Below are 23,300 nucleotides of genomic sequence, written 5' to 3'. Positions count from 1 at the left end.
AGGCAATGGCGAGGCTTGTGCTATGGCTGGCTCCGCGGCGGCCGTGCCGGCCAGGAGGGCGAGCATCGCGGTCAGTGCGAAGGTCATTGTTGCATCTCCAGCGACGTCGATCGGCGGTACGGAGTGCCCGCCCAGAAACTCACGCCGAACACATCATATCAACATATGTAGACTTAGTGGTCAACGGCAGGGGCTTGAAAAATGGGACGCAGGGTCGACGGGGCCAAGGTACCCAGCCGCGCGATAGCTAGCGCCTCGGCCTTCTTCAGCCCCGACATCTGCAGAACCGCGGGCACGGGATCGAGAGGAACCTGATCTAGGTAAGTCCGTTAACGAATACGGTCTTCGAAACGGCCGAGGGAAGGATGATGAGAGGCGCAGGCACCTTATGGTGTCGTCTGCCGCCAGGGAGACGGTAGGTTGCTTCAACGCCGCTCGGACCACTTGCAATTCCCCGCGAACGGCGCCGTGGAGCCATTTCCGTCTGCTCGGGGCGCCCCCCTGTGCCACTTTCAACCCGGCGACCCTATTAGGAAGAGAATGCTCCGCGCATGACTGACGAAATCGACGGAGCGCTCTGCTTGGAAGAGGCTGAGCGGCACGAAGCACTGCAGGGCTTTGGGCTGGCAGACTTGATGGGTAGCGCCGAATTGACGCGCATCACCGATTTCGCATCGGCATTGTGTGCTTCTCCGATTGCGCTGGTGAGCGTCGTCGAAGGCGAGCGGCAGTGGTTTCCCGCGCGCACGGGGTTGGATGTGGGCGAGACACCGCGCGAGACCTCGTTCTGCGCGCACGCGATGTTGGGTGCGGACATCATGGTCGTGCCCGACGCGACGAAGGACCCGAGGTTCGTCGACAATCCGCTGGTGACCGGCGATCCGCATATCCGGTTCTACGCAGGGACGCCGCTTGTCTCGGAAGACCAGGTCCAGCTCGGCGCGCTGTGCGTCATTGATCGCGCGCCCCGCGCCGGGTTGACCGAGCTGCAGCGCGACGGCCTGACCGTGCTGGCCGCGAACATCATGGCGTTGCTGCATGCCCGGCGCGCGTCGCGCCGCACGGGCCGAGAGTTGGACGAGCAGGAAGCCAAGTTCCGGATTCTGGCGGATGCGATGCCGCAGATGGTCTGGTCGACCCGCCCGGATGGCTTTCACGACTATTACAATGCGCGCTGGTACGAATTCACCGGCGTGCCGGCAGGATCGACCGACGGGGAAGGATGGAACGGCATGTTCCACCCGGAGGATCAGCCAAGAGCCTGGGCTGCCTGGCGCCACTCGCTTGCAACCGGCGATCCCTATGAAATCGAATATCGCCTGAGAAACGCGGATGGCGCATATCGCTGGACGCTGGGCAGAGCGTTGCCGATCCGCGACCGGGATGGCGCGATCACGCGTTGGTTCGGCACCTGCACCGACATCCACGATCAGAAGATGATCCAGGCGCAGCGGGAGGTCGTCGCGCACGAACTCAGTCACCGCATCAAGAACATCTTCGCGGTGATCAGCGGTCTGATTAGCTTCTCCACGCGCCACCATCCCCAGATCAAGCAGGCTGCCGACGAGTTGCGCGAGCGCATTCTGGCGCTGGGCCGGGCACATGACTTCGTGCGTCCGCACAGCGAAGCATCGCGGCCCAGCGCCGTGCAGGACAGCCTTTCCGGAATGCTGGGCGAACTGCTGGACGCCTATGCGGGTCGTGTTGTCCTTGTCGGCGACGATGCGACGATCGACGATCGCTCTGCGACGCCGCTCGCGCTTCTGTTTCACGAGCTCGCGACCAACGCGGCGAAATATGGGTCGCTGTCGTCTCCCGAAGGCGATGTGCGGATAGCGATCGTCTCCGCCGACACGCATGTCCGGATCGAGTGGCGGGAGCGCGGCGGGCCGCTGGTCAGCGCGCCGATCACCGATGGGTTTGGCACCAAGCTGATCGAGCTCAGCGCGATCAAGCAGTTGGGCGGCCGGATTGAACGCGAATGGGCTGCGGACGGCTTGCGGTTGAATCTCGAGCTGCCCGCCGCGGCGCTGCACCGGCAGCAAGGACCATCCCCTAGAGGCTGATCACATCCTGGTGTGTGGCGTCCGGCGTCTCCAGCTGCGCTGCGATCGCAGCTGCCGCTACGATTGCCTCTTCGGAGAACGGCTTGCGGATATAGCCGACAGCGGTCGGTGCTGGTCGGTCGATCTGGTTCGGATTGGCCGTGACATAGACGATCCGCACCCCGAACTTTTCCGCCAATTCGAGCGCAAGGCCGGGGCCGGTCGGCCCGTCGCGCAGGTTAAGATCGACAAAGGCAACCTTCGCTGCTGCTGCAGCGGATAGCGCTTCGCTCTGATCCGCGGCGATCGCGACGACGGTGTAGCCGGCATCCTGAAGAATCCGCTCGATCTCCATGGCAATGAAGATTTCGTCTTCGACGATGAGTACGGATTTCATGACATGGCCTTCATCTGCAGCAAAATGCTGCAACACCGTGGCCGTTCCCTGACAATCGCAGGTCACGCATGCACCGATCCGCGCCCAGGCTGATCTACACGGCGAGCATGGCAGCATGTGCTGGCCCAATGTTGCTGCAGGACACTGCACCGCCACTTCCGCTTCGGCCACGGATGCGGGTCGCGTCCAAGGTCGGAACCTATCCCGGTTACGAATATTTCGTTCATTGCGTTTAATGCGAATATCGGATAGTGGATCGGCCCACGGAGAGCCCCATGACCATGCCAGCCTTTGCCGAGGAACTCGGCAGCCGTCTGCCTTCCGCGAGCGAGAAGGCAGCGGCCAATCAGCTCCGTCAGATCCTGGCGTCGCACGCCTCCGGCGATGCGACCCTCAGAGTTCTGGACGATGACAAGACGTCGACCGAGATTACGCTAACACCAGGCCTGTCGCGGCTGCTGATGGAGTTGCTGCGGCACGTCGGACGGGGCGATGCGGTAACGCTGGTGCCGGTCAGCCAGATGCTGACCACGCAGCAGGCGGCGGACATCCTGAACGTCTCCCGTCCCTTCTTCATTTCGTTGCTGGAGAAGGGCGAGATCGCGTTCGACACCGTGGGTCGGCATCGTCGAATCAAGGCCGAGGACCTGTTCGCCTACAAGCGCGCGCGCGACGGCAAGCGCGGCAGCGCGCTATCAGCACTCGCCGAGTTGGACGCGGAGCACCTGTAGAATTGTTCGCCAATCGGTACACCGCGTTCATTGACGCCTGTACATTGGCGGGCACGCTCAAGCGCAATCTGTTGCTGACGCTTGCCGAGGCCGAGTTTTTCCGCGTCCGCTGGTCCGAACGGGTGATGGACGAAACCGAGGCTGCGATCGCCAGGATCCTCGGCGGCAAGGGTGTGGCGGATGCCGAGGATCGTGCCGCGCGCGCTTGCTCGAGCATGGAAGCCGCGTTCGAAGATGCGGCTGTGGAGGAGTATGACGTCTTCCTGGGCGCGTGTGTCGGGTTGCCCGATCCGAACGATGCGCATGTCGTCGCTGCAGCGCTGAAGACGCAGGCGGCAACGATCGTCACCGAGAATCTGAAGGACTTCCCCGGGGCAATTCTTGCCGGCCTGAATATGGAGGCCCGGTCGGCGGATCAGTTCATCGCCGACACCATTGCACTTGACCCAGGCAGGGCCGTGGCGGCCATTCGACGGATGCGCGAGCGGTTCAAGCGTCCGGAGAAGACGGCCGAAGTGCTGCTGCTCGATATGGAAGCCGATGGGCTGACCGAGACCGTCGACGTGCTGCGGGCGCACGTGCTGTCGCTGTAATGGCGAGCATGTCCGGCGGATCGCGGCGGTGAGGTGAAACGGTGGGCTCGGAGATCTTTCGATGGGCCGAGGCCGTTTCACCGCATAGGATTGGTGCAGTCGGACGTGTGGGAGGGGATCGTCAGGCGCGCGGGCGGACGGCAGCCTCCTGTGCCTTGAGGTTGTCCAGCCATTGGGAGACCGCGGACTCGCGCCAGCCCATGCAGCGGGTGCTGATCCGGGTGTTCTTGGGGAAAGTGCCGGCTTCCATCTTGCGATAGAGAGTGGAGCGGGTGAGACCGGTCAGTGCCAGGACAGCCTTGATCCGGAGGATGCGGTCTTGGGGTGGGGGTTGCATTGCGATCACCTTGCATCGTGTGAGGGTTGGTGGAGCGCTCCGGGGCAAGGTTGCGCCGAGTGGTGGGTCGGGAAAAAGAGCCTGGTTGGGCTCAGATGGGGCAACCTGGGGACTCCCGACCCCCTTATCGTCGAGCAAGAAACATCTGAGGTTCAAGGCAGGCGTGCCAGGGCGTCTCACGCCTTCGGCGTGACTGCGCTCGCACGCCGCTGGCGCGGCACCGAGTCGGCGTGGCCGTCTCGGCCCTTCGGGCTTTGATCGCTGACGCTCGCCGATCCGGTGGATCGGCGGCCGGCAGGTGCCGGCAGCGGAACGCGGGTGCGGTGCACGCGCTGGCGCACGCCTGCGGCGACACCTGGGCGCGCATGTTGTTGGTGCCCGCGTGACACACTTGCCCGGACGGGGGCACGGGCGGCGGCTGGCGCACGTGCTGGCGCGCGCACGCCGCCCGCGCAGGCCCGCCCGGTTGCAAGGGTGCGGTTCTTGTCCGGCGCCGGTGGCGCCCGGCAGCGCGGTTGCGCTGACAGGATGGTCGCCGCGCGAAAGCGCGGCGGCGTTGGTGCGCCGGCACGCGGACGGGCGGGGGGAGCGTCGCTCGCCTCTAGTCCTGCCGCGGCATGCCGCAAGCCGGGCGGTGCCCGGCTCCTTCACTCCGTTGCGGCCCTGCGGGTGCAGCCTGCCTCTGACGGCAGGACTGTCGGTTCGCTCCTGCCGCTCCCCCCGCCCTTCCGGCGCCGGTTGCGGTGTTTTGGAAGGAGCAAGGACCATGGGTGTTGGACACGAGAACCGGGCGAGCCTCTATGCCGAGGTGACGGGACGGGTGATTGCCGAACTGGAGCAGGGACGGCTGCCCTGGGTGCAGCCTTGGGATGCTGCGGCATGTGGCTGCGCGATGCCGGCCAATGCCGTGACCGGGCGGCGCTATTCGGGGATCAATGTGCTGATCCTGTGGGCGGCAGTGATCGAGGGGCGGTACGCCTCGCAGCGCTGGCTGACCTTTAGGCAGGCGCAGGCAGCCGGCGGCAGCGTGCGGCGTGGCGAGCGGGGGACGACGATCTGCTATGCGGATCGCTTTACGCCGAAGGACGAGGCTGAGCGAGCGCGGGACGAGGAGCGCGAGGCGCGGCAGCTGGCGTTTCTGAAGCGGTTCACCGTGTTCAACGTCGAACAGTGCGAGGGGCTGCCCGAGCGGCTGGGGGCGGTGGAGCACGCCGAACCGGTGGCCGAGGCGGATCGCATTCCTGCTGCGCATGCGCTGATGGAAGCGTGTGGCGCTGATATCCGGATTGGTGGTGGCGAGGCCTATTACAGCCCGGGCGGCGACTATGTCGCGGTGCCGCCACAGCTGGCCTTTTACGACCGCATCAACTGGTATCGCACCGTGCTGCACGAGCTTGCGCACTGGACTGGGCATGACTGCCGGCTCGGCCGCGACCAATCCGGCGCATTTGGCAGCGCCGCCTATAGTAGGGAGGAGCTGGTTGCCGAGATGGCGAGCGCGTTCACCTGTGCGTCGCTGGCAATCCGGCCGACCGTGCGACACGCCGATTATATTGGCAGCTGGTTGGCCGTGCTGCGGCAGGACGAAAAGGCGATCTTTCGGGCGGCGAGTGCGGCCAGCAAGGCGGCCGATTACCTGCTTGGGTTCGTCTCGGATGAGGAGGCGGCACAATGATGCGCTGGCTTCGCCTGCGGCGGATGCGTCGCGCCTTCCGTGCACTGCCCGAACGCGATCGGGCAGTCTTCGGATCGGTGCGGTTCGATGATTGCGACTACATCGAAACGGCCGAGCGCCATGGCTGCACGGTGGAAGAGGTGGAGCAAACCGTCGCCCGCGTGCTGATCGCGCTGGGTCGAGCAGAGCGGGGCGAGCAGCCATGAGCGATGCGACACCTCGCCCCGGGGAACCGGGCGAGGTGTACGCCGCCGCATCAGCGCGTTAGGATCGATCCATGAGGACCAGCCTCGACCATCTGCCGCCAGCCAAGCAGCGCGAGCTGGAGCGTGTCGTCCAGATCCTGTTCGAGGAGTTTGGTGACGCGATCGCCATTGCCACGGCGGATTGGAAGAAGCAGGCGCGCATCCTCAAGGTGATCCTGTACGGGAGCTATGCGCGCGGCGGCTGGGTCGACGAACCACACACCGCCAAGGGATATCAGTCCGACTTTGACCTGTTGGTCATCGTCAACAGCGACAAGCTAACCGACCGCGTCGAGTTCTGGGCAACCGCCGAGGACCGGCTGAACCGCGAACTGGCGATCACCAAGACGCTGCGCACGCCCGTCAATTTCATCGTGCACACCCTTCAGGAGGTGAACGACGGGCTGGCACATGGTCGCTATTTCTTCATGGACGTCGCCCGCGACGGCATCGCGCTATACGAGAGCGATCCTACCGAACTGCACCAACCGAAGCCCAAGACGCCTCCCCAGGCGCTGGCGATGGCGCGGGAGTACTTCGAAGAGTGGTTCTCAGCAGCCATGCGCAGACATGACTTCGTGCGCTTCGGCTTAGAGAAGGGGCACTCTCGCGAGACCGCATTCGAACTGCACCAGACTGTCGAGAGCCTCTACCACTGCGTGCTGTTGGTCTGCACCTTCTATACGCCGCATATCCACAATCTTGGGTTTCTGCGTACGCAGGCCGAGAGGATCGATCCACGCCTTGTGGACGCGTGGCCGCGCGACCAGCGTGGCGACCGTTCGCGGTTCGAGAAGCTCAAAGAAGCCTATGTGAAGGCGCGCTATTCGAAGCATTATCGGATCAACGCCGAGGAACTGGCGTGGCTGGGCGAGCGCGTCGAAGTGTTAGGGCAGGCGGTGCAGGTTATCTGCGAAGAACGCATCGCCGCGCTGGAGCGTGCAGCCGCCGCATGATCGCGTCGGCTGCTGGACAGCATCGGGCACCGCACCTAGAGGGCACGCCCCTTTTCACACGGAGAAAACGTCCATGAACAATGCCGATCTCGCCGACCGCGTTTCCGAAGCGCACGGCCTCACCAAGGCCGACGCGCGCAAGCTGGTTGACGGCATTTTCACTGCCATCACCGAGGCAGCGGCGGCCGGCGAGGAAGTGTCGCTGAACGGCTTCGGCAAGTTCAAGGTCAAGGAAAGCGCCGCGCGCGAAGGCCGTAATCCTTCCACCGGCGCGGCGATCCAGATTGCGGCGTCGAAGAAGCTTGCCTTCACGCCCGCCAAGGCCGTGAAGGACAAGCTCAACGGCTGATGGGGATCGAGGCCGTCCGCGCCTTCCTGGAGGCGCGGGCACCCGACATTCCGATTATCGAACGGGCTTCGAGCACCGCAACGGTGCTCGAAGCTGCCGCCACGCTTGATGTGCTGCCGGGGCAGATCGCCAAAACGCTGTCACTGCGCGTCGGCGATGCGGTGGTGCTGGTTTTGGCGGCCGGCGATTACCGGCTCGACAATCGCAAGGTGAAGGACGCGCTCGGCAGTCGCCCACGCATGCTCGCGGCCGAAGACGTCGAGCAGCTGACAGGCCATCCGGTTGGCGGCGTGTGCCCATTCGGATTGCCGACGCCGCTGCCCATCTATTGCGACATTTCGCTGCGCCAATTCGCCACCGTCTATCCCGCCGCTGGATCGCGCACCGCGTCGGTGCGGATCACAACCGAACGGCTCGCAGAACTGGTGGGCGGGACCTGGGCCGATCTCTGTTCGCTGCCGTCATAGTTCTGCGGCGCTTTCGGCAAATGCACGCCGCCCGCGCCGTCGCCAGAGTGTCAGCGCCTGGTCGCGATGTTCGCCCTGCAAGGTAGCCGCGGCTTCGACCATCAGCCCTAACAATACGGCGCGATCGTCGTCGGTAAGGTCGACGAGCCCGGCCTTTGTGACCAGCCCGCCCAGCTCGATCAGCTGGCGCGTTCGTTCGCGGCGCTTCACCATCCATTCCCGCGTGTCATTACGCGCCCGCTTCGCTTCCAATCGGTGCCGTGCTGCTGTCAGCTGCCGCAGCCGATGCCGCACGCGAACGAGCGCCGCCGCGAGCTTTTCCCTGCAGCAGAAAGAAGGCCGCGCCACGCTGGCGCCAGTCCTCCCGTACGATCATGTCGGACGCGCTGACAGCGGTGAGCAGCGCACCCGCCAGTTGCTCGACCGGCAGCGCATCGGCACCGGTCGCGACTACCAGCTCGCCAAGCTGGTGGAGCTTGGCCTGTTTGAGCTGCCTCGCCTTGCTGTCGAGCGCCTTCAGTTCCGAATCGAAGTCCCTCGGTTTGCGCATCGAACTCTCCGAAGTTGATGACTGATGTTCGGTGATTTAGGAACTGCGTCGATCAGCGAAAATATCGTGAAACATCTTGGGATGATCAAGTCGAGAAAAAGATGAAATCTTTTGAGGGCGCGCTTATACGTCGTGCCGACGTCGCTTGTTTGGTGTAAATGGATTGCCGCTATGGCGATCTACCATTTCTCGGCCAAGATCATCAGCCGCGCCAGCGGATCGTCGGCACTTGCCGCTGCCTCTTATCGCTCCGCCTCGCGGCTGCACGATCAGCGACTCGATCGGCATCACGACTTCTCGAACAAGGCCGCCGTCGTGCATTCCGAAGTGCTGCTGCCGGACGGTGCGCCCGAGCATCTCGGCGATCGGGAGAAGCTGTGGAATGCGGTCGAAGCCGTCGAGCTGCGCAAGGACGCGCAGCTTGCACGCGAGATCGAATTCGCGATCCCACGCGAGCTGGACCAGGTCGAGGGCATTCGGCTGGCGAGCGAGTTCGTCCAGGCCGAATTTGTGGACCGCGGCATGGTCGCCGATCTCAATGTCCATTGGGATGTCGGCGCCGATGGCGAAGCGAAGCCGCACGCGCATGTCATGATAGCGTTGCGTGAGGTCGATGCTGATGGGTTCGGCAAGAAGAACCGCGACTGGAACCGCACCGACCTTCTGGAGAAATGGCGTGAGCGCTGGGCGGGGCACGTCAATGCGCGGCTGGCCGACTTGGACATCGATGCGCGCGTGGATCATCGCTCCTTGGAAGCGCAGGGCATCGAGCTAGAGCCGCAGCACAAGATCGGTTCAGCGGCGGCGCGAATGGCCGAGCAGGGGCTGTCGTCCGAACGGCTCGAAGAGCATCACGATATCGCGCGCGCCAATGGCGAAAAGCTGCTGGCCAATCCGGCGATTGCGCTCGACGCGATCACCCGCACCCAGGCGACCTTCACCACCCGAGATCTGGCGATGTTCGTGCATCGTCATAGCGAAGGCAAAGAGCAGTTCGACCAGGTGATGGCAGCGGTGCGCGCGTCGCCCGAGCTCGTGAAGCTGGGTAAGGACGGGTGCGGCGAAGATCGCTTCACCAGCCGCGATATGGTCGAGGCTGAAGCGCGGCTGGAGCGCGCGACGGTGAAGCTCGATGCCAGTCGCGGGCATGGCATGGACGAGCAGCATCGCAAGCTCGCCCTGGCCCGTGCCGAAATGCGCGGGCTGGTCCTGTCGAGCGAACAGCGCAGCGCCTTTGATCATGTCACCAGCGGCAAGGATCTGGGCGTTGTCGTCGGCTATGCCGGTACCGGCAAATCGGCGATGCTCGGCGTTGCACGAGAAGCGTGGGAGAGCGCCGGCTATCAGGTGCGGGGACTGGCGCTGTCCGGCATCGCCGCGGAGAATCTGGAAAGCGGATCGGGCATCACGTCGCGCACGATCGCCAGCATCGAACATCAATGGGGACAGGGTCGTGAACTACTGACCGACAGGTCGATCCTGGTGATCGACGAAGCCGGCATGATCGGCACGCGCCAGATGGAGCGGGTGATCGCCGAAGCTGAGAAGCGCCACGCCAAGGTGGTGTTGGTCGGCGACCCCGAGCAGTTGCAGGCGATCGAAGCCGGCGCGGCGTTCGGTTCAGTCGCCGAGCGGCATGGCGCCATCGAGATTACCGACATTCGCCGGCAGCGCGAGGACTGGCAGCGGATGGCGACGCGGCAGCTCGCAACTGGACGCGCAGTCGAGGCGCTGGAGGCGTATGCCCAGGCCGGCATGGTCGTCGACTCGGAGACGCGAGTCGAGGCTCGATCGGCGCTCATTGCGCGCTGGGATCGCGAGCGGATCGCCGATCCGGGTGCGTTGCGCATCATTCTGACCCACACCAACCAGGAATGCGATGAACTGAATGCGCTGGCCCGCGACGCGATGAAACGCAGTGGGGCATTAGATGCTGATATTGCTGTCGAAACCACGCGCGGAGAACGCTTGTTCGGGGCAGGCGACAGGGTCATGTTCCTGCGTAACGAACGCAGCCTTGGTGTGAAGAATGGCAGTCTCGGCACCATCGAACAGGTCGATCACGCCCGCATGGCCGTGCGGCTGGACGATGGTCGCCAGGTCGCCTTCGACCACAAGAACTACGCCGACGTCGCCCATGGCTATGCCGCCACGATTCACAAGGCGCAGGGTGTCACCGTCGACCGGGTGCACGTTCTGGCGACGCCAGGGCTCGACCGGCACGCTGCCTATGTCGCGCTGTCGCGGCATCGCGACGCCGTGCAGCTTCATTATGGCCGCGACGACTTCGCTGACCAGGGCAAGCTGGCCCGCACGCTGTCGCGGGACCGGCCGAAAGACAATGCCCTCGACTATGAGGCTGCTGCCGAGCGTTTCGCCGCCCGGCGCGGTGTCGAACGGTCGCGCATTCTCGATACGCTTGCCAAAGAGCCGCTGGTCGAACCCGAGCGTAGCGCGCCTGCACCGGGACCCCGTCGCGGCATGTTCGATGGGTTGCGGCTGTCCATCCCCGAGCCAGAGCGAGCGCCCACAAAGCTGCGCTTCGACGGGCTCAAACTCTCGGTGCCGGCGGCTACGCCCGAGGCATCCGCAACGCAGAAGCTGGAGCGGGCGGTCGAAGGCTATGCGCGTGCCGTACAGGATGCAGGCCGCATGACGGGCCAAGGCCGCGCGCCGCTCGAAGTTCAGAAGGCAGCGCTCGCGCGCACCGCCGAGGCGATCAACGCGCTGCATCCCCACGGGTCCCGCGATCTCGACATGGCGTTCGAGCGGACGCCGGGCTTGGTTAGCGAAGCCGCCAACGGCCGCACCGCCAAAGCCATTCGCCAGATGCAGCTGGAGGCCGAGGTGCGCACCAACCCTGAGCTGCGCGCTGATCGGTTTGTCCAGGCCTGGCAGCAGCTTCAGGCGCGTCGGGGCAAGTTGGGCGGGTGGGAGAATGAAGAGAAGCGCGCAGGTGTCGAGAACGCCATGCGCTCGATGGCGAAGGGGCTGGAGAAGGACCCGGCGCTCGGCGCCGCGCTCAGCCGCCGGGGTAGTCAGTTGTTCGGGCGGCAGTGGTCGCCGGAATGGACGCCCGGCAGCCGCGACGGCGGCGTCAGCCGGGCGCTTGGCGATGATGCTCGTACGCGCTCGGTCATCCGCCAGCTCACCTTCTCGATCGATCGGGATCGGGGCCTTGGGATTGGAATGTAGCCATGGGTAGCCAAGAACCTCCCGCCGAAGCGAACCAGACCGTCCAGGCGTTCAACGACATGTCGCGCAAGCTGGCGGGGCTCACCGCTGCGGTCGACGGCTTCGCCGCGCGGCAGCAGGAATTGCATGCGCGTGACTATGGCCCAGACCTGGAGAAGATCCGCGACGGCTACGACAAGGTGTGCGGTGCGATCAACATCCTGGCCAAGCGGCCGGCGATGACGCTGACGCCGCAGGATGCCGCCCCAGGTCATGAGCAGATCGGCAAGAAGACGGGTATTCGGCCAGCGGGCGCGCGCCTCCGCCAAGGTACGCCCGATCAGCGGTTCCGCCTCGGCATCGCGATCCAGCCGCGACAGTGCCTCGCCTTCGAGCCATCGAGCCTTGGCAGCGAGAGGACTCGGCTTGGGCCCCTTGTTAGCAGCGCCCTCGGCAGCACGGGCGGCGGCTAGCGCAGCCTGGGGGTCGGCGAACATGCGGTCGATGGCGCGGGCAACTTGCTGCTCGGCAAGTGGCGCCTGCGCGGAGACAGGCGCTGCGATCAGCATCGTCGTACAAATTATGATCGCGGCTGCTCGCATCGTCCTCCCAGCGCGGAAGGCGCGCTCCCAGCATTATAGGATCGTTGCAGCACAGCGGATCAGTCCGCCAAACCACAGAGGCGAAACGAAAATGGCGAGGCCTGCACCCCGGCGATCTGTGCCTTGGCAGGAAACACCCATCAAACGGATCGCTCGAAATGTTCGACATCGTGGAAGGCCGATGCCGGTAAAAGAGGCTGGGAATCGAGATGCAGAAGCCGACGCCCGTTCTTTCGGCGTTCAACGGGATGCATCGCCCCCAATCCTGCGTCAGAGCAGTTCACTGAAAAACAAGGTTTTGTTCCTAATCTGAGGAGCAAGCAATGGAGGCTGCAACGGTCCTGAACCAGGCAGTCTGAAGAACTTGCATCAAGTCTTTCTTGGTTGCGCAGTTGCATGTCCCACCGTCCTGGCCTTCCCCGTCTCAGCCCCCTTCTGCGGTTCACCACCTTCGTGGCGGCACCAGCGCTCTGCCTTGCAGTGGCGCTGGTTCTGTTCGGAACCTGGAGCTTGTGGGCAACGGCCAATCAGGTCGACGAGTCGATCCGCGCACGGCAGGCGAACGATGTTCATCTGGCTTTGGGCGCGGTGCTCGACGATCTCGCGCAAAGCCAAGCGGGTGTAGCCATCTGGGACCCGGCCTATGTGGAGGTGCAGAAGGCCAAGCCCAATGTCGAGTGGCTCGACAAGAATGTGGGTGTATGGCTGAACTATGTGTTCAATCACGAGCTGGACATTATCATCAACGGTCAGGATCGGCCGGTCTACGCCATGCGAGGCGGTGAGCGGATTTCCCCTGCCATCTTCGCGCGCGTCCGACCGGAGCTGCTCCCCCTGATCCGGGCGGCGAGAGGCGCGCTCCGCCGGGCACCCAACACCCATGAGCGCCTGCCTGGCCAAAAATTGGCGCAGAACAGCACGGTGCGCACTTCGCCGGCCGCATTCCACGCGACCGATCTCGTGCAGATCTCCGGGCGCGTGGCCGCGGTCAGCGTGATGCGGATGATCCCCGATTCCAAGCTCGTGGTCGGCTCTCCAGGGCGGCAGCCCATGCTGGTCAGCATTCGATTTCTGGACAGCAAGCTGATGGGCGATTTGGGCCGCATCCGCGGCATCCGCGATGCGCGGGTATTGTCGGCCCCGGCCTCGATAAGAGCCGGGATGTACAGCGCTCCCCTGCGCTCGTCGCAAGGCGTGCTGCTCGGTCATCTTGGCTGGCGGCCGGACATGCCCGGTCGCGACATTCTCCGGTCGATAGCCAGGCGCGGCGGCGCGGCGGCGGCTGCGCTGATTGCCTTGTTGGCGGCGCTCGTCTTCGTCGTCGGGCGATTGATGTTCAGGGATGCCCGCTCGATCGGCGCGCTTGAGGCCGCACGCGTCGAGCTTCAAGCGAAGGAAGCACGCGCCCAGTATCTCGCCAATCACGACGTGCTCACTTCGCTGCCGAACCGAGCCGCGTTCAATCGTTTCGTCGATGGCGCCGCGGGCAACATGGCCCAGCAGGCGCTCGGCGTGCTGCTCATCGATTTGGACAAGTTCAAGCACGTCAACGACACGCTCGGCCATCTTGCCGGGGACCAATTGGTCCAAAGCGTTGCCGGCCGCCTCTTGGCCCAGTTGCCCAAAGGCGGGCTGCTGGCGCGGCTGGGCGGCGATGAGTTCGCCATCTGCCTGGCCGAGGGCGTCGAGCCGGAAGCGCTCCACGCGCTTGCGGAGGCCTGCCTCGCGGAGCTGCGCAATCCGTTTCCGATCCTCGGATCGGAAGTGCAGATCGGCGGCAGCATCGGCATTGCCACGGGAACTCCCCGCAGCTCCGATCGCACCGAGCTGCTACGCAAGGCCGACATTGCGATGTACAGCGTCAAGGCCAGCGGCCGCGACGGCTATCGCTTCTTCACTGCGGAGATGGACGAGAGCCTCGCCAATCGGCGCGGGCTGGAAGAGGATTTACGAAAGGCGCTGGGCGCCCGACAGCAGCTGTTCGTCGCCTATCAGCCGAAAATGGATGCAAACGGCGCGACGGTGGTGGGACTGGAGGCGCTTGTTCGTTGGGATCACCCGAAAAAGGGTCTGTTAACGCCCGATCTTTTCATTCCGATCGCCGAGGAAGCGGGTCTGATTCACGCGCTGGGAAGCTGGGTGCTCGCGGAAGCGTGCCGCGTCTCGAAAAAGTGGCCCGATCTTACGATGGCCGTGAATGTATCTCCCGTTCAGTTCAAGGCGGCGGGCTTCGTCGCAGCCGCTCGATCCACCGTCCAGCGCTGCGGCGTGCATCCGCGACAAATCGAGCTGGAGGTGACCGAGGGGATCCTCCTCGATGACGGCGAAGAGGTGCGCGCCGCCCTGCATGAACTGCGCGACGCGGGCTTCCGGATCGCTCTGGACGATTTCGGCACCGGCTATTCCAGCCTGAGCTATCTCAAGCAGTTCAAGGTAGACCGGATCAAGATCGACAAGAGCTTCATCAAGCGTGTCGGCCGCGACCAGGAGGCGATCGCGATCGTGCAGGCTGTCATCGCGCTCGGTCATGCGATGAACCTGTCGGTCACCGCCGAAGGCGTTGAGACCAGCGAGCAAGGCTCGTTGCTTCGAACGGCCGGCTGCAATGAGCTACAGGGCTATCTCTTCTCAAGGGCTCTTCGAGAGGAGGAGCTATCCATCGGAATTAACGGCGCTCCGAACCTGCAAATCACCGGCCGACGGGCGAGCTGAGTTTCAAGATCCGAGCTTAGCGATTGCTCTCAGTCGTCAAACCATGGGTCTGCGAGAAACCTACCAGTTTCTGTTGCTGGCCGCTTTGACCAGATGCTATCGTTTGCATCCGCTTTCAGGAAGGGCGGTCGGCCTCCGGAAGGTCCGGCTTTGGGCGCTTAGCTCACCAATCACCATTCCCCCTGCGACCAAATACCCTCTGGGGCGATCTACAATGAGATACCCGAAAGCACGAGTTCTATTTTAGAAGGCAGGCTTCGCTCTTGCGAGTCGGTTCAAATTGCTTGGACGTCGCAGCAGGTGCGCTCCGGCGAGACCTGCCAGCGGGGAGCGTAACGTCGTTGCGAGACAATCAGTGCATGGGTCGAGAGTATGCCTCAAGCACCGTTAAGGCGGTTTCACGAATGACGAGCCACGCTTCCATCTGCTCGAGGTTTCCTTGGGACTGCGTCTCGAAGATCTTTGCGCCCAAGAACAGGTGAACGGCGTCACCGTATTGCTCAATGAGCTCTTCGGCAATCAGAAACGCCCTCGTCTCTTCCTCGGAAGTCACGGGCACCCCTCTCGCAACGGCCATACGCCCGGGTTTGATATTTCGTTTATCTCAGGACAGCTCGGTTGCAAGCGCCGTTTGTGCTAGCTTCTCTCGCTCACGAAAATTCGCTTCCAGGCATGCCTTGGTGAGCTTGAACGATCGAAATCTGGTGCATCAACGCCATCCGCTTGACCTCGGTAGCGCGACACGCCAATTCGACCACGTGGCCAGCGCATTAACCATCTTTTGGGAGCTTGGATGAGGCCTCCGCTCAAGAAACGCAAGGCTACCGGAGAGCCTACGACGTCTAAGGGATGCAGCCGGCGAAGCGAAAGAGATTTTGAGCCGATCTTGGCTGCCACCTAGGCTTCAGGTGGCCTGGCAAGCGAAGGGCCCAGGGGTGTCTACCTGGGCCCTTTTGCCTTTGTGCTCCGGGCGATGGAGCACTCTCAATCCACTTCCGGTGCTCCAATCCCAGATGAGACCATAGCACCGGAAAAGACAGCCTAGATTCAGGCCGCCTGGACCGACCGGCGACCATTGCTCGAGCGACGACGGCGCAGGCTGAAGCCGGCCGCACCGATGCCGGCGATCATGAGACCCCATGAGGCGGGCTCAGGAACGGCGGACGGATCGAAGGTCGCGTTGCTGCCATAGGAGCCCAGACCGCGAGAAACGCCGGTGATGGTGATGGTGTTCAGCACGCCGGCCTTAACCATCGCGTCCGTGAGGGCAAAGGACTCGCTGGCTCCGCAGCTGCCGACGCCGCGGGTGGAACAGACGTTGCCGCCGAGGTCGAACAGAGTGCTGGTAGCAGCGATGCCGTTGAAGACGACCGAGGTGATGTCGAGATCAGTGAACTTCAGGAAGCCCGTCTTGGTGACGCTGGTCGTCACGGACCCGCTTCCGGTGCCGTCCTGGCCAAGCGTGAACTGGAAGATGTCGGTGAAAGCGCCCTTGGCAATGCCGGTGTGACCGAACGTTGCAGCGACCGGACCGGAGAACGGATCGCCCGAAACAACAAAAGTCGTGCCCTTCGGCTGCGAGCTCGGGGTGATGATCGTGGTTGCAGCCTGGGCTGCGGTCGTGCCAAGAAGGCCCGCCGAAATGGCGGCAACGGCCGCGAGATAGCGCTTCATACAGTAGACTCCCTGAAAAGGTTACCAAGCCGTTAACGATTTTCGGCCGGAGGGCCGAACGCCTAGCCAAGTGATTGGTTCCATTCAGCAAAAATGCGATCAAACGAGGCACACTGCCTCAACCGCTCAGCGATAAACTAGGCCGTTCCACAAGTTTGAAATTTTGGCCGCGTTTTCAGAACGCTACGGCCGAAATGTGGGCAACCCTTAGCGCAAACGTTAGGCTGTCGCGGTACCCCGTAGCTCGGGTCGAGAGCAAAAATGACGGGATTATCATGACATTGGACGCAGTGAATGCGGCTGCCGGACGCACGTCAGCAGCCGTTGGATCCCTAGCGGCAGAGTGGTTGCATAAATCGCCGCCTGTGGCCGCTGCCGACTTCGGTATCCGGATCGCATCAAATCGGCAGCACCGGTCCGAAGCTGCAGACCTTCTGAACAGAATGTATGGATGGCGGGGTTATGGCTGCGATCATCAAATTCCTGAGGGAGAGCGTTGCACTACATTCCTCGCCGCATCCGACGAAGCTCTGGTAGGCACACTTACACTGACGGTCGACGGCGGTGCGGGCCTTGCTGCTGATCGTACCTTCGGGGATGTCCTAGACACGTTTCGTGCTGCCCCAGGCGCCAGCATTTGTGAGCTGACGAAATTCGCTTTCGACGCGTCCACCCCTGCTCGGCCCCGCTTGGCGCACCTGTTTCATGCCGTGCTGATCTATGGATCGGCCAAGCACCAATGCACGGACCTCTTCATCGAGGTGAACCCGCGGCATCGAAGCTTCTACGAAGCGATGCTCGGCTTTCGTCCTGTGGGAGACGCTCGAACAAATGAAAGTGTGCAGGCGCCTTCGCATCTACTTTGGCTCAGCGTAGAGACCATAAGGGCGAACATCGCCAGCCACAGGCAAGCGACCAAGGGCAGCTCGCGCTCGCTGTACCCGTATTTCCTCCGAGAAGTCGACGAAGCAGCGATGGCCACCGCGTTCCACGACGTCGAAGTTGCTCGTGCCGTTTCCCCTCAACCCACAGGGCAGGCATGAAGCCAGCCGACGCGGCGGCGGGTCGCGGAATGGATATTCACCGCCTGACCTGAAGCGTGGCATTTTCCTGAAGGCGTAAAAGAGCCCGCCGGCTGCGGAGCATGGCGGGCTCTTTCACAGTTGACGGATGGGGGGTGCGAGAGCCCGCCAACTGCGTAACCTAGTTACTGTTCAGGGACTATGAGAACGAATGCGGTTCCAAAAGGTTGCGGGGTTATAGGGACTTAGCTGGCGCCGTTCGAAGCATGGTGCGCGGACGAGCCGCGCTGTATAGTTCCTTATGCAGCTGGGGAGCCCGAACTAGCTGCCGTCTCCCTAGCCCACCTCGCTCGGACGGCTCGCTCCCTGGGCCCGGCCACCCGCCGAGCGGCGAAAGTCTACCGATTTGCGTCCGCTTTCAGGGCGGTTGATCGCTCCCCTGAATGTCCGGCTTTGGGCGCGTAGCGGTCGGCAGTCGTGCCAGATCGTTCCTGGCAATCTCACAGAAAGTGTGGGGAAAAATGTGGGGGCGCCTTTCGCGGCCTCATATATTAAGATGTAAATTGAATTACTTAAGATCAACCTCAGGCTTCCTCCCGCTCCGCCACGTACTCCTCCGCCGTGATCACCTCCCCGGCAGCGTCGGGGCTGCGGCGCCGTCGGTCATCGTTACCGGCACGATGCGGCCATCCTTGGCATAGCGCAGCCGGTCGATCGCGATCTGGCGCTCGCCGCGATAGGGCTCCGGGCCGCGCGCGCCCTCCCATCGGTGGTAGACGATCAGCCAGTTGCCCGCAGGCGTACGTACGATGCTATGGTGTCCGGGCCCTTGATGCCGTGCGTCCCCCGTCAGAATGGCGCCACGATAGGTCCAGGGGCCCGTCGGCGACGTGGCGGTCGCATAGTGGACCGAATAGTCGGGGCCGTTCCAGCGGCCATGGCTGTACGACAGGTAATAGGTGCCGCCCCGCATATGCAGGAAGGCGCCTTCGGTGAAGTTGGGCGGGGTGGCGACGGGGATCTCGCGCGCGATGCTGGTCATGTCGGCGTTCAGCACCCATACCCGCAGCCGGGCGCCGGCGCTGCCGCCCGCATAGAGATAGGCCTTGCCCGAGCGGGGATCGACGAACACCATCGGGTCGATCGCCTCGAAGCCATTGCCGCCATCGGCGATCAGCGGATGGCCGATATCGCGAAAGGGGCCTTGCGGACGATCGGCGACGGCGACGCCGATGCGGCTGGGCGTCGGGTTCTGCGGCCCCACCGAGAAATAGAGGTAGTAGCGTCCGCGGCGCTGCGCGAGCGCCGGGGCCCAGAGGAAATGCGCCGGGGCGCCGTCGTCCGCGATCCAGGAAATCTGATCGCGGCGGATCAGTTCGCCGCGCGTCCGCCAGTGCCGCAGGTCGCGCGACGAGAAGGCGCCGAAGCGGTCTGCCGCCCAGCTGCCGCCGGGCCCGCCGGTCGGGAAGATCCAGAGCGTCTTGCCGAGGAACACCGCATGCGGGTCCGCGCCGGTGAACTGCGGGTTGTCGGCGAGCGCGGTGCCCGCAAGGAGCGCGGCCAGTCCGCACCCCAGGATGAAGCGTCGCATGCAGGCTCCGTGCACAGGGGGAAGCAGGGCGCAGCATCATGGCCGCGCCCTGCGCGCTTCCGATCAGAAGCGGAAGCGTACGCCCAGCGAATAGGCACGCTCGAGGTAGAGCACCTGCCGCGTGTAGCTGTCGCCGGTATCGAACTGGCGATAGCGCTGCAGCGGATTGCCGAGCACGTTGACCACGTCGAAGGCGATGGTGATGTTCTCGACCGGGGTCACCGTTGCCGACAGGTCGAGCTGGCCGCGGCCCTTCTCGATCACCGGATGGGCGATCGGGTCGAGCGCCTCCAAGCTGTAGAAGGACACGAATTTCGAGCGATAATTGTACGCCACGCGTGCCGAGAATTGCGGCTTTTCATAGAGCGCGACCAGGTTGCCCGACCATTTTGACACGCCCGGGAAGGCCTGCTGGCGGTTGCCATAGGTCGCGGCGAAATTGGGAACGAGGTCGCCCTTGGCGTCGATATAGGTGCCGTTGGCCTGGATGCCGAAGCCCTTGGCCCAGTCCGGCAGCCCGTCGATGTCGAGGAAGCTGGTGAAGGTCAGCTCTGCGCCCTGCAGCTTGGTCTTGCCGAGATTGACCGGCGAGGCCAGCCGCAGCCCCGGCTGGGTGCGATCGTCGACGGTCGCGAGGAAGCCGTTGGCATCGTGACGGAAGATCGCGGCGGTGAACGATCCGGTCCGCGAGAAATACCACTCCAGGCTGGCGTCGTAATTGTCCGAGGTCAGCGGCTTGAGATACGGGTTGCCCGACGATCCGCCGCGGCGCAGGCGCTCGACGCATTCGGGGGTGGTGGCATTCGTGAGACAGGGATCGCCGGGGGCGAGAATCACCGGCTGGCCCAGCGAGGTATTGGGCCGCAGGTCGAAGAAATTGGGCCGGGTGCGGGTCTGGGTGAAGGCGAGGCGCAGCTGCAGCTTGTCGGTGAAGCCGATGCGCGCGCTCGCATTGGGCAGATAGTCGGTATACTCGTTCTTCGCGCTCACCGGCGGGTTGGTGACCACCCCACCCGCATCCTCGACGCGCGAGAAGCCGTTGATACTGGTCTTGGTCTTCACCGCGCGCAGACCGACGACGCCGTCGATATTGGTGCCGCCCAGATCGAAGCCGTACTTCACCTGCGCATAGGCGGCGTAGGACTTCTCGTTGGCGCGGAAGGTCTCGGCCGGGTTGAACGGCGGGATGCCTGCGGGCGCGCCGAAGAAGCTGCGCAGCGCCGGCAGGTTGTTGCGGATGCTGTCGCGCGTGCTCGCCGCATAGAAGACGTTGGGGTACCCGTCGTGATAGGCGAAGCCCGGCAGCGTCGGGCGTACATCGGCACCTGGCAGCGAGGCCAGCGGGATGCGCGACGCCTCGTTGTTGATGTAGAGATTGCCGAGATCGCGCGCCGCCTTGCGGTCGGAATAGCGCAGGCCGACGTCGATCCGCTTGAGGAAGCCTCCGTCGAAATCATAGGATAGGTCGGTGCGCGCCTGCCAGTCGGTGCCGCTCACCACCAGAAGCTCCTGCCACAGCCCGCGGCTGATATAGTTGGCGGGGTCGGTCAGGCTGAAGTTGACGAACTGCTGGCTCGGGCCGCCGTCGACCGGCGCCTCGAACTGTACGTTGCGCACCGGCGAGCTGGCCGCCGCATAGTCGATATTGACGTTGTTCGCGGTGTAGGTGCTGTCGGTATAGGCGACGTCGGCCGAAATGCGCAGCCGGTCACGCGTCCAGATCGCGCCGCCGCCGCCCTGATAGGTGTCGGTATGGCCGTTGAACGAGCCGCTATAGCCGTCCGGGCGCGAGGCGCCGGTCACCGTCATGCTGGCGATGTTCCTGCCATTCGCCTGCGTCGTGATGTTCGACAGCTGCAGATTGTCGCCGAAGATCGGCATGAACATGTAGCGATTGTAATCGCGCGAGCGGAACCCCTGGAACAGCCCGTCGGCATAGATCTCGAGCTCGGGCGTCGGCTTCCACTGGAAGGCGGCATTGGCCGAGGGGCGCCAGCGATCGCCATAGCCGAGGAACAGGCCCTGTGCGTCGGGATAGCGCAGCCCCGCCTGGCCGGCAGGCGCGTTGGCGGCGTTGGTCGTCGCGATCACCAGCGACTGTTCGCGGGTCGAATCGAGGAAGTTGATGCCGACATAGGAAGCGTTGACCAGCAGGCCCATCTCGCCGATGCCGGTGTTCCAGCGATCGCTGACCAGCAGGTTGCCGTTCCAGGTCGTGCCCTTGGACTGCTGCGAGAGCACGCCGTTGACCGAGCCGGACAGCTCGAAGCCCTTGAAGTCGAAGGGGCGGCGGCCGCGGACGTTGATCTCGCCGGCGATGCCGCCCTCGATCTGATTGGCGAGGCCGGACTTGAACACCTCCAGCGCGGCGACGGTGCCGGCGGGGAAATCCTGGATCGCGACATAGCGGCCCTCGGCGGTGAAGATCTGCCGGCCGTTATAGGTGGTGGTAAGGTCGGGCAGACCACGGACGGTGACGCCCGCCGACTCGCCGCCGCCACGGGTGACGTTGACGCCGGCGACACGCTGCAGCGCCGAGGAGGCGAAGGTGTCCGGCAGCTTGCCGATATCCTCGGCGACGATGGCGTCGACGATGCCGTCCGAGTTGCGCTTGATCGACTGGGCGGACTGGAGGCTGCGGCGCAGGCCGGTGACGACGATCGTGTCTTCGGCGCTCGCACCCGTTTCCTGCACGGCAGCGGTGGGCGACGCGGGGTTGATGCTGTCGGCGCTGGACGTCTGCGGTTTCGGCGACTCCAGGGCGGTCTGGGCAGTTGCGGCGGGCGCCAGCGCCAGGCCGATGACGGCCGAGACGGACGCGCACAAGAACGGCTTCATCTTCATGCTATTCCTCCCCTTTTTCACGCCGCTCGTATGGCGGGCTTGTTCGTGCCGCGGAGATTATATAAGCCTGACATCGCAAGCAACATATTTATCATATTTTTACATGTGCGTGTCCCGCACGGTGAGAATCACGAGAACAGCGCTTGGGAGGAGAAGGATGATGAAGGGTGCAATGGCGATCTGCGGCATCGCCGCGCTGGTCGCGCTGTCGAGCCATGCCGAGGCGGCGACCGCCCGGCGCGGCACCTTCGGCAAGATGGCGGACGGGCGCGCCGTCGCCTCGGTAACGCTCAGCAACGGGCGCGGCGTATCGGCGACGGTGGTCGCGTACGGCGCGATGCTGCAGTCGCTGGTCATGCCCGATCGCGCCGGCCGCAAGGCGGACGTGATCCTCGGCTATGACAACATGGCCGACTATCTCGCCAAGGGGCAGTATTTCGGCGCCACCGTCGGTCGCTTCGCCAACCGCCTCGCCGAGGGCCGCTTCCGGATCGACGGCCGCAGCTTCCAGACGCCGGTCAACGACGGCAAGAACGCGCTGCACGGCGGCACGGTCGGCTTCGACAAGGTGTTGTGGGAGGTCGTCTCGGTGAAGGACGGGCCCACCGCCTCGGTGACGCTGCGCTATGTCAGCCGCGATGGCGACCAGGGCTATCCCGGCACGATGACCGTCGACGCCACCTATGCGCTCGACGAGCAGAACAACCTGACGATCACCTACACCGCGACCACCGACGCGCCGACGATCGCCAACATCACCAACCACAGCTACTGGAACCTCTCCGGCGAGGGCGCGACGGGCGGTGCGATGGGCCACCGCGTCACCATTCCGGCGCAGACCTATCTGCCCACCGATGCCGGCGCGATACCCACGGGCGCGTTCAAGAGCGTCGCCGGCACGGTGTTCGACTTCCGCACGCCGCAGGCGGTGGGCGACCGCGTCCGCGATGCGCGCGACCAGCAGATCGTCTTTGGCCGCGGCTATGATCACAACTGGGTGATCGGCCGCGAGGTGACGCCCGACCAGCATCTGATGGCGAAGGTCACTGACCCCGCCTCGGGGCGCGGCTTCGAGCTCTGGTCGAACCAGCCGGGGCTGCAATTCTATTCGGGCAATTTTCTCGACGGCACCACGCATGGCAAGTCCAAGCGGATCTACCGCGAGGGCGACGCAATCGTGATGGAGCCCCAGATCTTCCCGGATGCGCCCAACCAGAAGGGCTTTCCGAACGCCCGGCTCGATCCCGGCCAGACCTATCGCAACGTGATGACCTACCGCCTGACCACCGGCCAGGCCGCGGCGCCGAAGAAGCGCTGAACGACAACAGGGGAGCAG

At 64.2% G+C, this 23,300-nt stretch carries 21 protein-coding genes; 13 read left to right on the top strand and 8 right to left on the bottom strand.

Annotation, left to right across the window (positions count from 1 at the left end):
• Positions 1–635: 635 nt before the first annotated feature.
• A complete protein-coding gene (locus QZ670_RS14625) occupies positions 636–2,066 on the top strand; it encodes a PAS domain-containing protein (protein WP_294257074.1) in 1,431 nt (476 codons plus the stop codon).
• Here QZ670_RS14625 and QZ670_RS14620 read toward each other — a convergent pair.
• Positions 2,056–2,442, bottom strand: coding sequence for a response regulator (locus QZ670_RS14620; protein ID WP_294257073.1), 387 nt, complete (start codon positions 2,440–2,442; stop codon positions 2,056–2,058). The two genes, QZ670_RS14625 and QZ670_RS14620, sit on opposite strands and share 11 nt — an antisense overlap.
• Positions 2,443–2,717: 275 nt before the next feature.
• Between QZ670_RS14620 and QZ670_RS14615 the strand changes: the two genes are divergently transcribed.
• Positions 2,718–3,173, top strand: a complete 456-nt coding sequence (locus QZ670_RS14615) for an excisionase family DNA-binding protein (protein WP_294256664.1) — start codon at positions 2,718–2,720, stop codon at positions 3,171–3,173.
• Positions 3,174–3,175: 2 nt separating this feature from the next.
• Complete coding sequence (locus tag QZ670_RS14610; protein ID WP_294256663.1) at positions 3,176–3,766, top strand: PIN domain-containing protein; 591 nt, start codon at positions 3,176–3,178, stop codon at positions 3,764–3,766.
• 121 nt (positions 3,767–3,887) lie between these two features.
• On the opposite strand, the gene QZ670_RS14605 is transcribed toward QZ670_RS14610, so the two are convergent.
• Positions 3,888–4,103, bottom strand: a complete 216-nt coding sequence (locus QZ670_RS14605) for an AlpA family phage regulatory protein (protein ID WP_294256662.1) — start codon at positions 4,101–4,103, stop codon at positions 3,888–3,890.
• A 766-nt stretch (positions 4,104–4,869) separates the two neighbouring features.
• Here QZ670_RS14605 and QZ670_RS14600 point away from each other — a divergent pair.
• The 5 genes from QZ670_RS14600 (at position 4,870) to QZ670_RS14580 (ending at position 7,795) form a co-directional block, all read left to right on the top strand.
• Positions 4,870–5,778, top strand: a complete 909-nt coding sequence (locus QZ670_RS14600; RefSeq protein WP_294256661.1) for a zincin-like metallopeptidase domain-containing protein — start codon at positions 4,870–4,872, stop codon at positions 5,776–5,778.
• On the top strand, positions 5,775–5,984 hold the full coding sequence (locus tag QZ670_RS14595) for a sigma factor-like helix-turn-helix DNA-binding protein (protein WP_294256660.1): 210 nt from the start codon (positions 5,775–5,777) through the stop codon (positions 5,982–5,984). Before QZ670_RS14600 ends, QZ670_RS14595 begins: the two co-directional genes overlap by 4 nt.
• A 71-nt stretch (positions 5,985–6,055) precedes the next feature.
• Positions 6,056–6,979: a HEPN domain-containing protein gene (locus tag QZ670_RS14590; RefSeq protein WP_294256659.1), complete on the top strand. Its 924-nt coding sequence runs from the start codon at positions 6,056–6,058 to the stop codon at positions 6,977–6,979.
• A 73-nt stretch (positions 6,980–7,052) separates the two neighbouring features.
• Positions 7,053–7,328, top strand: coding sequence for an HU family DNA-binding protein (locus tag QZ670_RS14585; RefSeq protein WP_294256658.1), 276 nt, complete (start codon positions 7,053–7,055; stop codon positions 7,326–7,328).
• Positions 7,328–7,795, top strand: a complete 468-nt coding sequence (locus tag QZ670_RS14580; protein ID WP_294256657.1) for a YbaK/EbsC family protein — start codon at positions 7,328–7,330, stop codon at positions 7,793–7,795. The genes QZ670_RS14585 and QZ670_RS14580 overlap by 1 nt, the downstream gene beginning before the upstream one ends.
• Here QZ670_RS14580 and QZ670_RS14575 read toward each other — a convergent pair.
• Together QZ670_RS14575 and QZ670_RS14570 are read right to left on the bottom strand one after the other, a co-directional pair.
• Positions 7,790–8,008, bottom strand: a complete 219-nt coding sequence (locus tag QZ670_RS14575; RefSeq protein ID WP_365894663.1) for a conjugal transfer protein TraD — start codon at positions 8,006–8,008, stop codon at positions 7,790–7,792. The genes QZ670_RS14580 and QZ670_RS14575 overlap by 6 nt on opposite strands.
• Positions 8,009–8,024: 16 nt before the next feature.
• Complete coding sequence (locus QZ670_RS14570) at positions 8,025–8,345, bottom strand: conjugal transfer protein TraD (RefSeq protein ID WP_294256655.1); 321 nt, start codon at positions 8,343–8,345, stop codon at positions 8,025–8,027.
• A gap of 171 nt (positions 8,346–8,516) precedes the next feature.
• On the opposite strand from QZ670_RS14570, the gene traA reads away from it, so the two are divergent.
• From traA to QZ670_RS14555, 3 genes are all read left to right on the top strand, one after another.
• Entirely contained in the window at positions 8,517–11,540 is a 3,024-nt protein-coding gene (traA, locus tag QZ670_RS14565) for a Ti-type conjugative transfer relaxase TraA (protein ID WP_294256654.1), read from the top strand.
• Between the two features lie 2 nt (positions 11,541–11,542).
• Positions 11,543–11,992 carry a hypothetical protein gene (locus tag QZ670_RS14560; RefSeq protein ID WP_294256653.1) on the top strand — a complete coding sequence of 150 codons (450 nt, stop codon included), beginning with the start codon at positions 11,543–11,545 and terminating at the stop codon, positions 11,990–11,992.
• 609 nt (positions 11,993–12,601) lie between these two features.
• Positions 12,602–14,833, top strand: coding sequence for an EAL domain-containing protein (locus tag QZ670_RS14555; RefSeq protein ID WP_294256652.1), 2,232 nt, complete (start codon positions 12,602–12,604; stop codon positions 14,831–14,833).
• A 352-nt stretch (positions 14,834–15,185) separates the two neighbouring features.
• On the opposite strand, the gene QZ670_RS14550 is transcribed toward QZ670_RS14555, so the two are convergent.
• On the bottom strand, positions 15,186–15,386 hold the full coding sequence (locus tag QZ670_RS14550; RefSeq protein ID WP_294256651.1) for a hypothetical protein: 201 nt from the start codon (positions 15,384–15,386) through the stop codon (positions 15,186–15,188).
• Between the two features lie 494 nt (positions 15,387–15,880).
• Positions 15,881–16,507, bottom strand: coding sequence for an FxDxF family PEP-CTERM protein (locus tag QZ670_RS14545; protein WP_294256650.1), 627 nt, complete (start codon positions 16,505–16,507; stop codon positions 15,881–15,883).
• A 365-nt stretch (positions 16,508–16,872) separates the two neighbouring features.
• On the opposite strand from QZ670_RS14545, the gene QZ670_RS14540 reads away from it, so the two are divergent.
• Complete coding sequence (locus QZ670_RS14540) at positions 16,873–17,550, top strand: acetyltransferase (RefSeq protein WP_294256649.1); 678 nt, start codon at positions 16,873–16,875, stop codon at positions 17,548–17,550.
• 604 nt (positions 17,551–18,154) lie between these two features.
• Here the strand turns inward: QZ670_RS14540 and QZ670_RS14535 are convergent.
• Both QZ670_RS14535 and QZ670_RS14530 read right to left on the bottom strand, forming a co-directional pair.
• Positions 18,155–19,120: a family 43 glycosylhydrolase gene (locus QZ670_RS14535; RefSeq protein ID WP_294256648.1), complete on the bottom strand. Its 966-nt coding sequence runs from the start codon at positions 19,118–19,120 to the stop codon at positions 18,155–18,157.
• Positions 19,121–19,183: 63 nt separating this feature from the next.
• On the bottom strand, positions 19,184–21,964 hold the full coding sequence (locus QZ670_RS14530) for a TonB-dependent receptor (protein ID WP_294256647.1): 2,781 nt from the start codon (positions 21,962–21,964) through the stop codon (positions 19,184–19,186).
• Positions 21,965–22,121: 157 nt separating this feature from the next.
• Here QZ670_RS14530 and QZ670_RS14525 point away from each other — a divergent pair, with 157 nt between their 5' ends.
• Positions 22,122–23,282 (top strand): aldose epimerase family protein, encoded by a 1,161-nt coding sequence (locus QZ670_RS14525; RefSeq protein WP_294256646.1) that lies wholly within the window; start codon positions 22,122–22,124, stop codon positions 23,280–23,282.
• Positions 23,283–23,300 lie beyond the last annotated feature (18 nt).

The sequence above is a fragment of the uncultured Sphingomonas sp. genome (genome assembly GCF_913774285.1).
Classification (GTDB): Bacteria; Pseudomonadota; Alphaproteobacteria; order Sphingomonadales; family Sphingomonadaceae; genus Sphingomonas.
Note: the sequence above shows the minus strand (reverse complement) of the source record. Positions and strands in the feature narration are given on the sequence as shown.

Coding starts and splice junctions, on each gene's coding strand:
- QZ670_RS14625 (WP_294257074.1), top strand. CDS start 636: ATGGGTAGCGCCGAATTGACGCGCATCACCGATTTCGCATCGGCATTG.
- QZ670_RS14620 (WP_294257073.1), bottom strand. CDS start 2,442: ATGAAATCCGTACTCATCGTCGAAGACGAAATCTTCATTGCCATGGAG.
- QZ670_RS14615 (WP_294256664.1), top strand. CDS start 2,718: ATGACCATGCCAGCCTTTGCCGAGGAACTCGGCAGCCGTCTGCCTTCC.
- QZ670_RS14605 (WP_294256662.1), bottom strand. CDS start 4,103: ATGCAACCCCCACCCCAAGACCGCATCCTCCGGATCAAGGCTGTCCTG.
- QZ670_RS14600 (WP_294256661.1), top strand. CDS start 4,870: ATGGGTGTTGGACACGAGAACCGGGCGAGCCTCTATGCCGAGGTGACG.
- QZ670_RS14595 (WP_294256660.1), top strand. CDS start 5,775: ATGATGCGCTGGCTTCGCCTGCGGCGGATGCGTCGCGCCTTCCGTGCA.
- QZ670_RS14590 (WP_294256659.1), top strand. CDS start 6,056: ATGAGGACCAGCCTCGACCATCTGCCGCCAGCCAAGCAGCGCGAGCTG.
- QZ670_RS14585 (WP_294256658.1), top strand. CDS start 7,053: ATGAACAATGCCGATCTCGCCGACCGCGTTTCCGAAGCGCACGGCCTC.
- QZ670_RS14580 (WP_294256657.1), top strand. CDS start 7,328: ATGGGGATCGAGGCCGTCCGCGCCTTCCTGGAGGCGCGGGCACCCGAC.
- QZ670_RS14575 (WP_365894663.1), bottom strand. CDS start 8,008: ATGGTGAAGCGCCGCGAACGAACGCGCCAGCTGATCGAGCTGGGCGGG.
- QZ670_RS14570 (WP_294256655.1), bottom strand. CDS start 8,345: ATGCGCAAACCGAGGGACTTCGATTCGGAACTGAAGGCGCTCGACAGC.
- traA (WP_294256654.1), top strand. CDS start 8,517: ATGGCGATCTACCATTTCTCGGCCAAGATCATCAGCCGCGCCAGCGGA.
- QZ670_RS14560 (WP_294256653.1), top strand. CDS start 11,543: ATGGGTAGCCAAGAACCTCCCGCCGAAGCGAACCAGACCGTCCAGGCG.
- QZ670_RS14545 (WP_294256650.1), bottom strand. CDS start 16,507: ATGAAGCGCTATCTCGCGGCCGTTGCCGCCATTTCGGCGGGCCTTCTT.
- QZ670_RS14535 (WP_294256648.1), bottom strand. CDS start 19,120: ATGCGACGCTTCATCCTGGGGTGCGGACTGGCCGCGCTCCTTGCGGGC.
- QZ670_RS14530 (WP_294256647.1), bottom strand. CDS start 21,964: ATGAAGATGAAGCCGTTCTTGTGCGCGTCCGTCTCGGCCGTCATCGGC.
- QZ670_RS14525 (WP_294256646.1), top strand. CDS start 22,122: ATGATGAAGGGTGCAATGGCGATCTGCGGCATCGCCGCGCTGGTCGCG.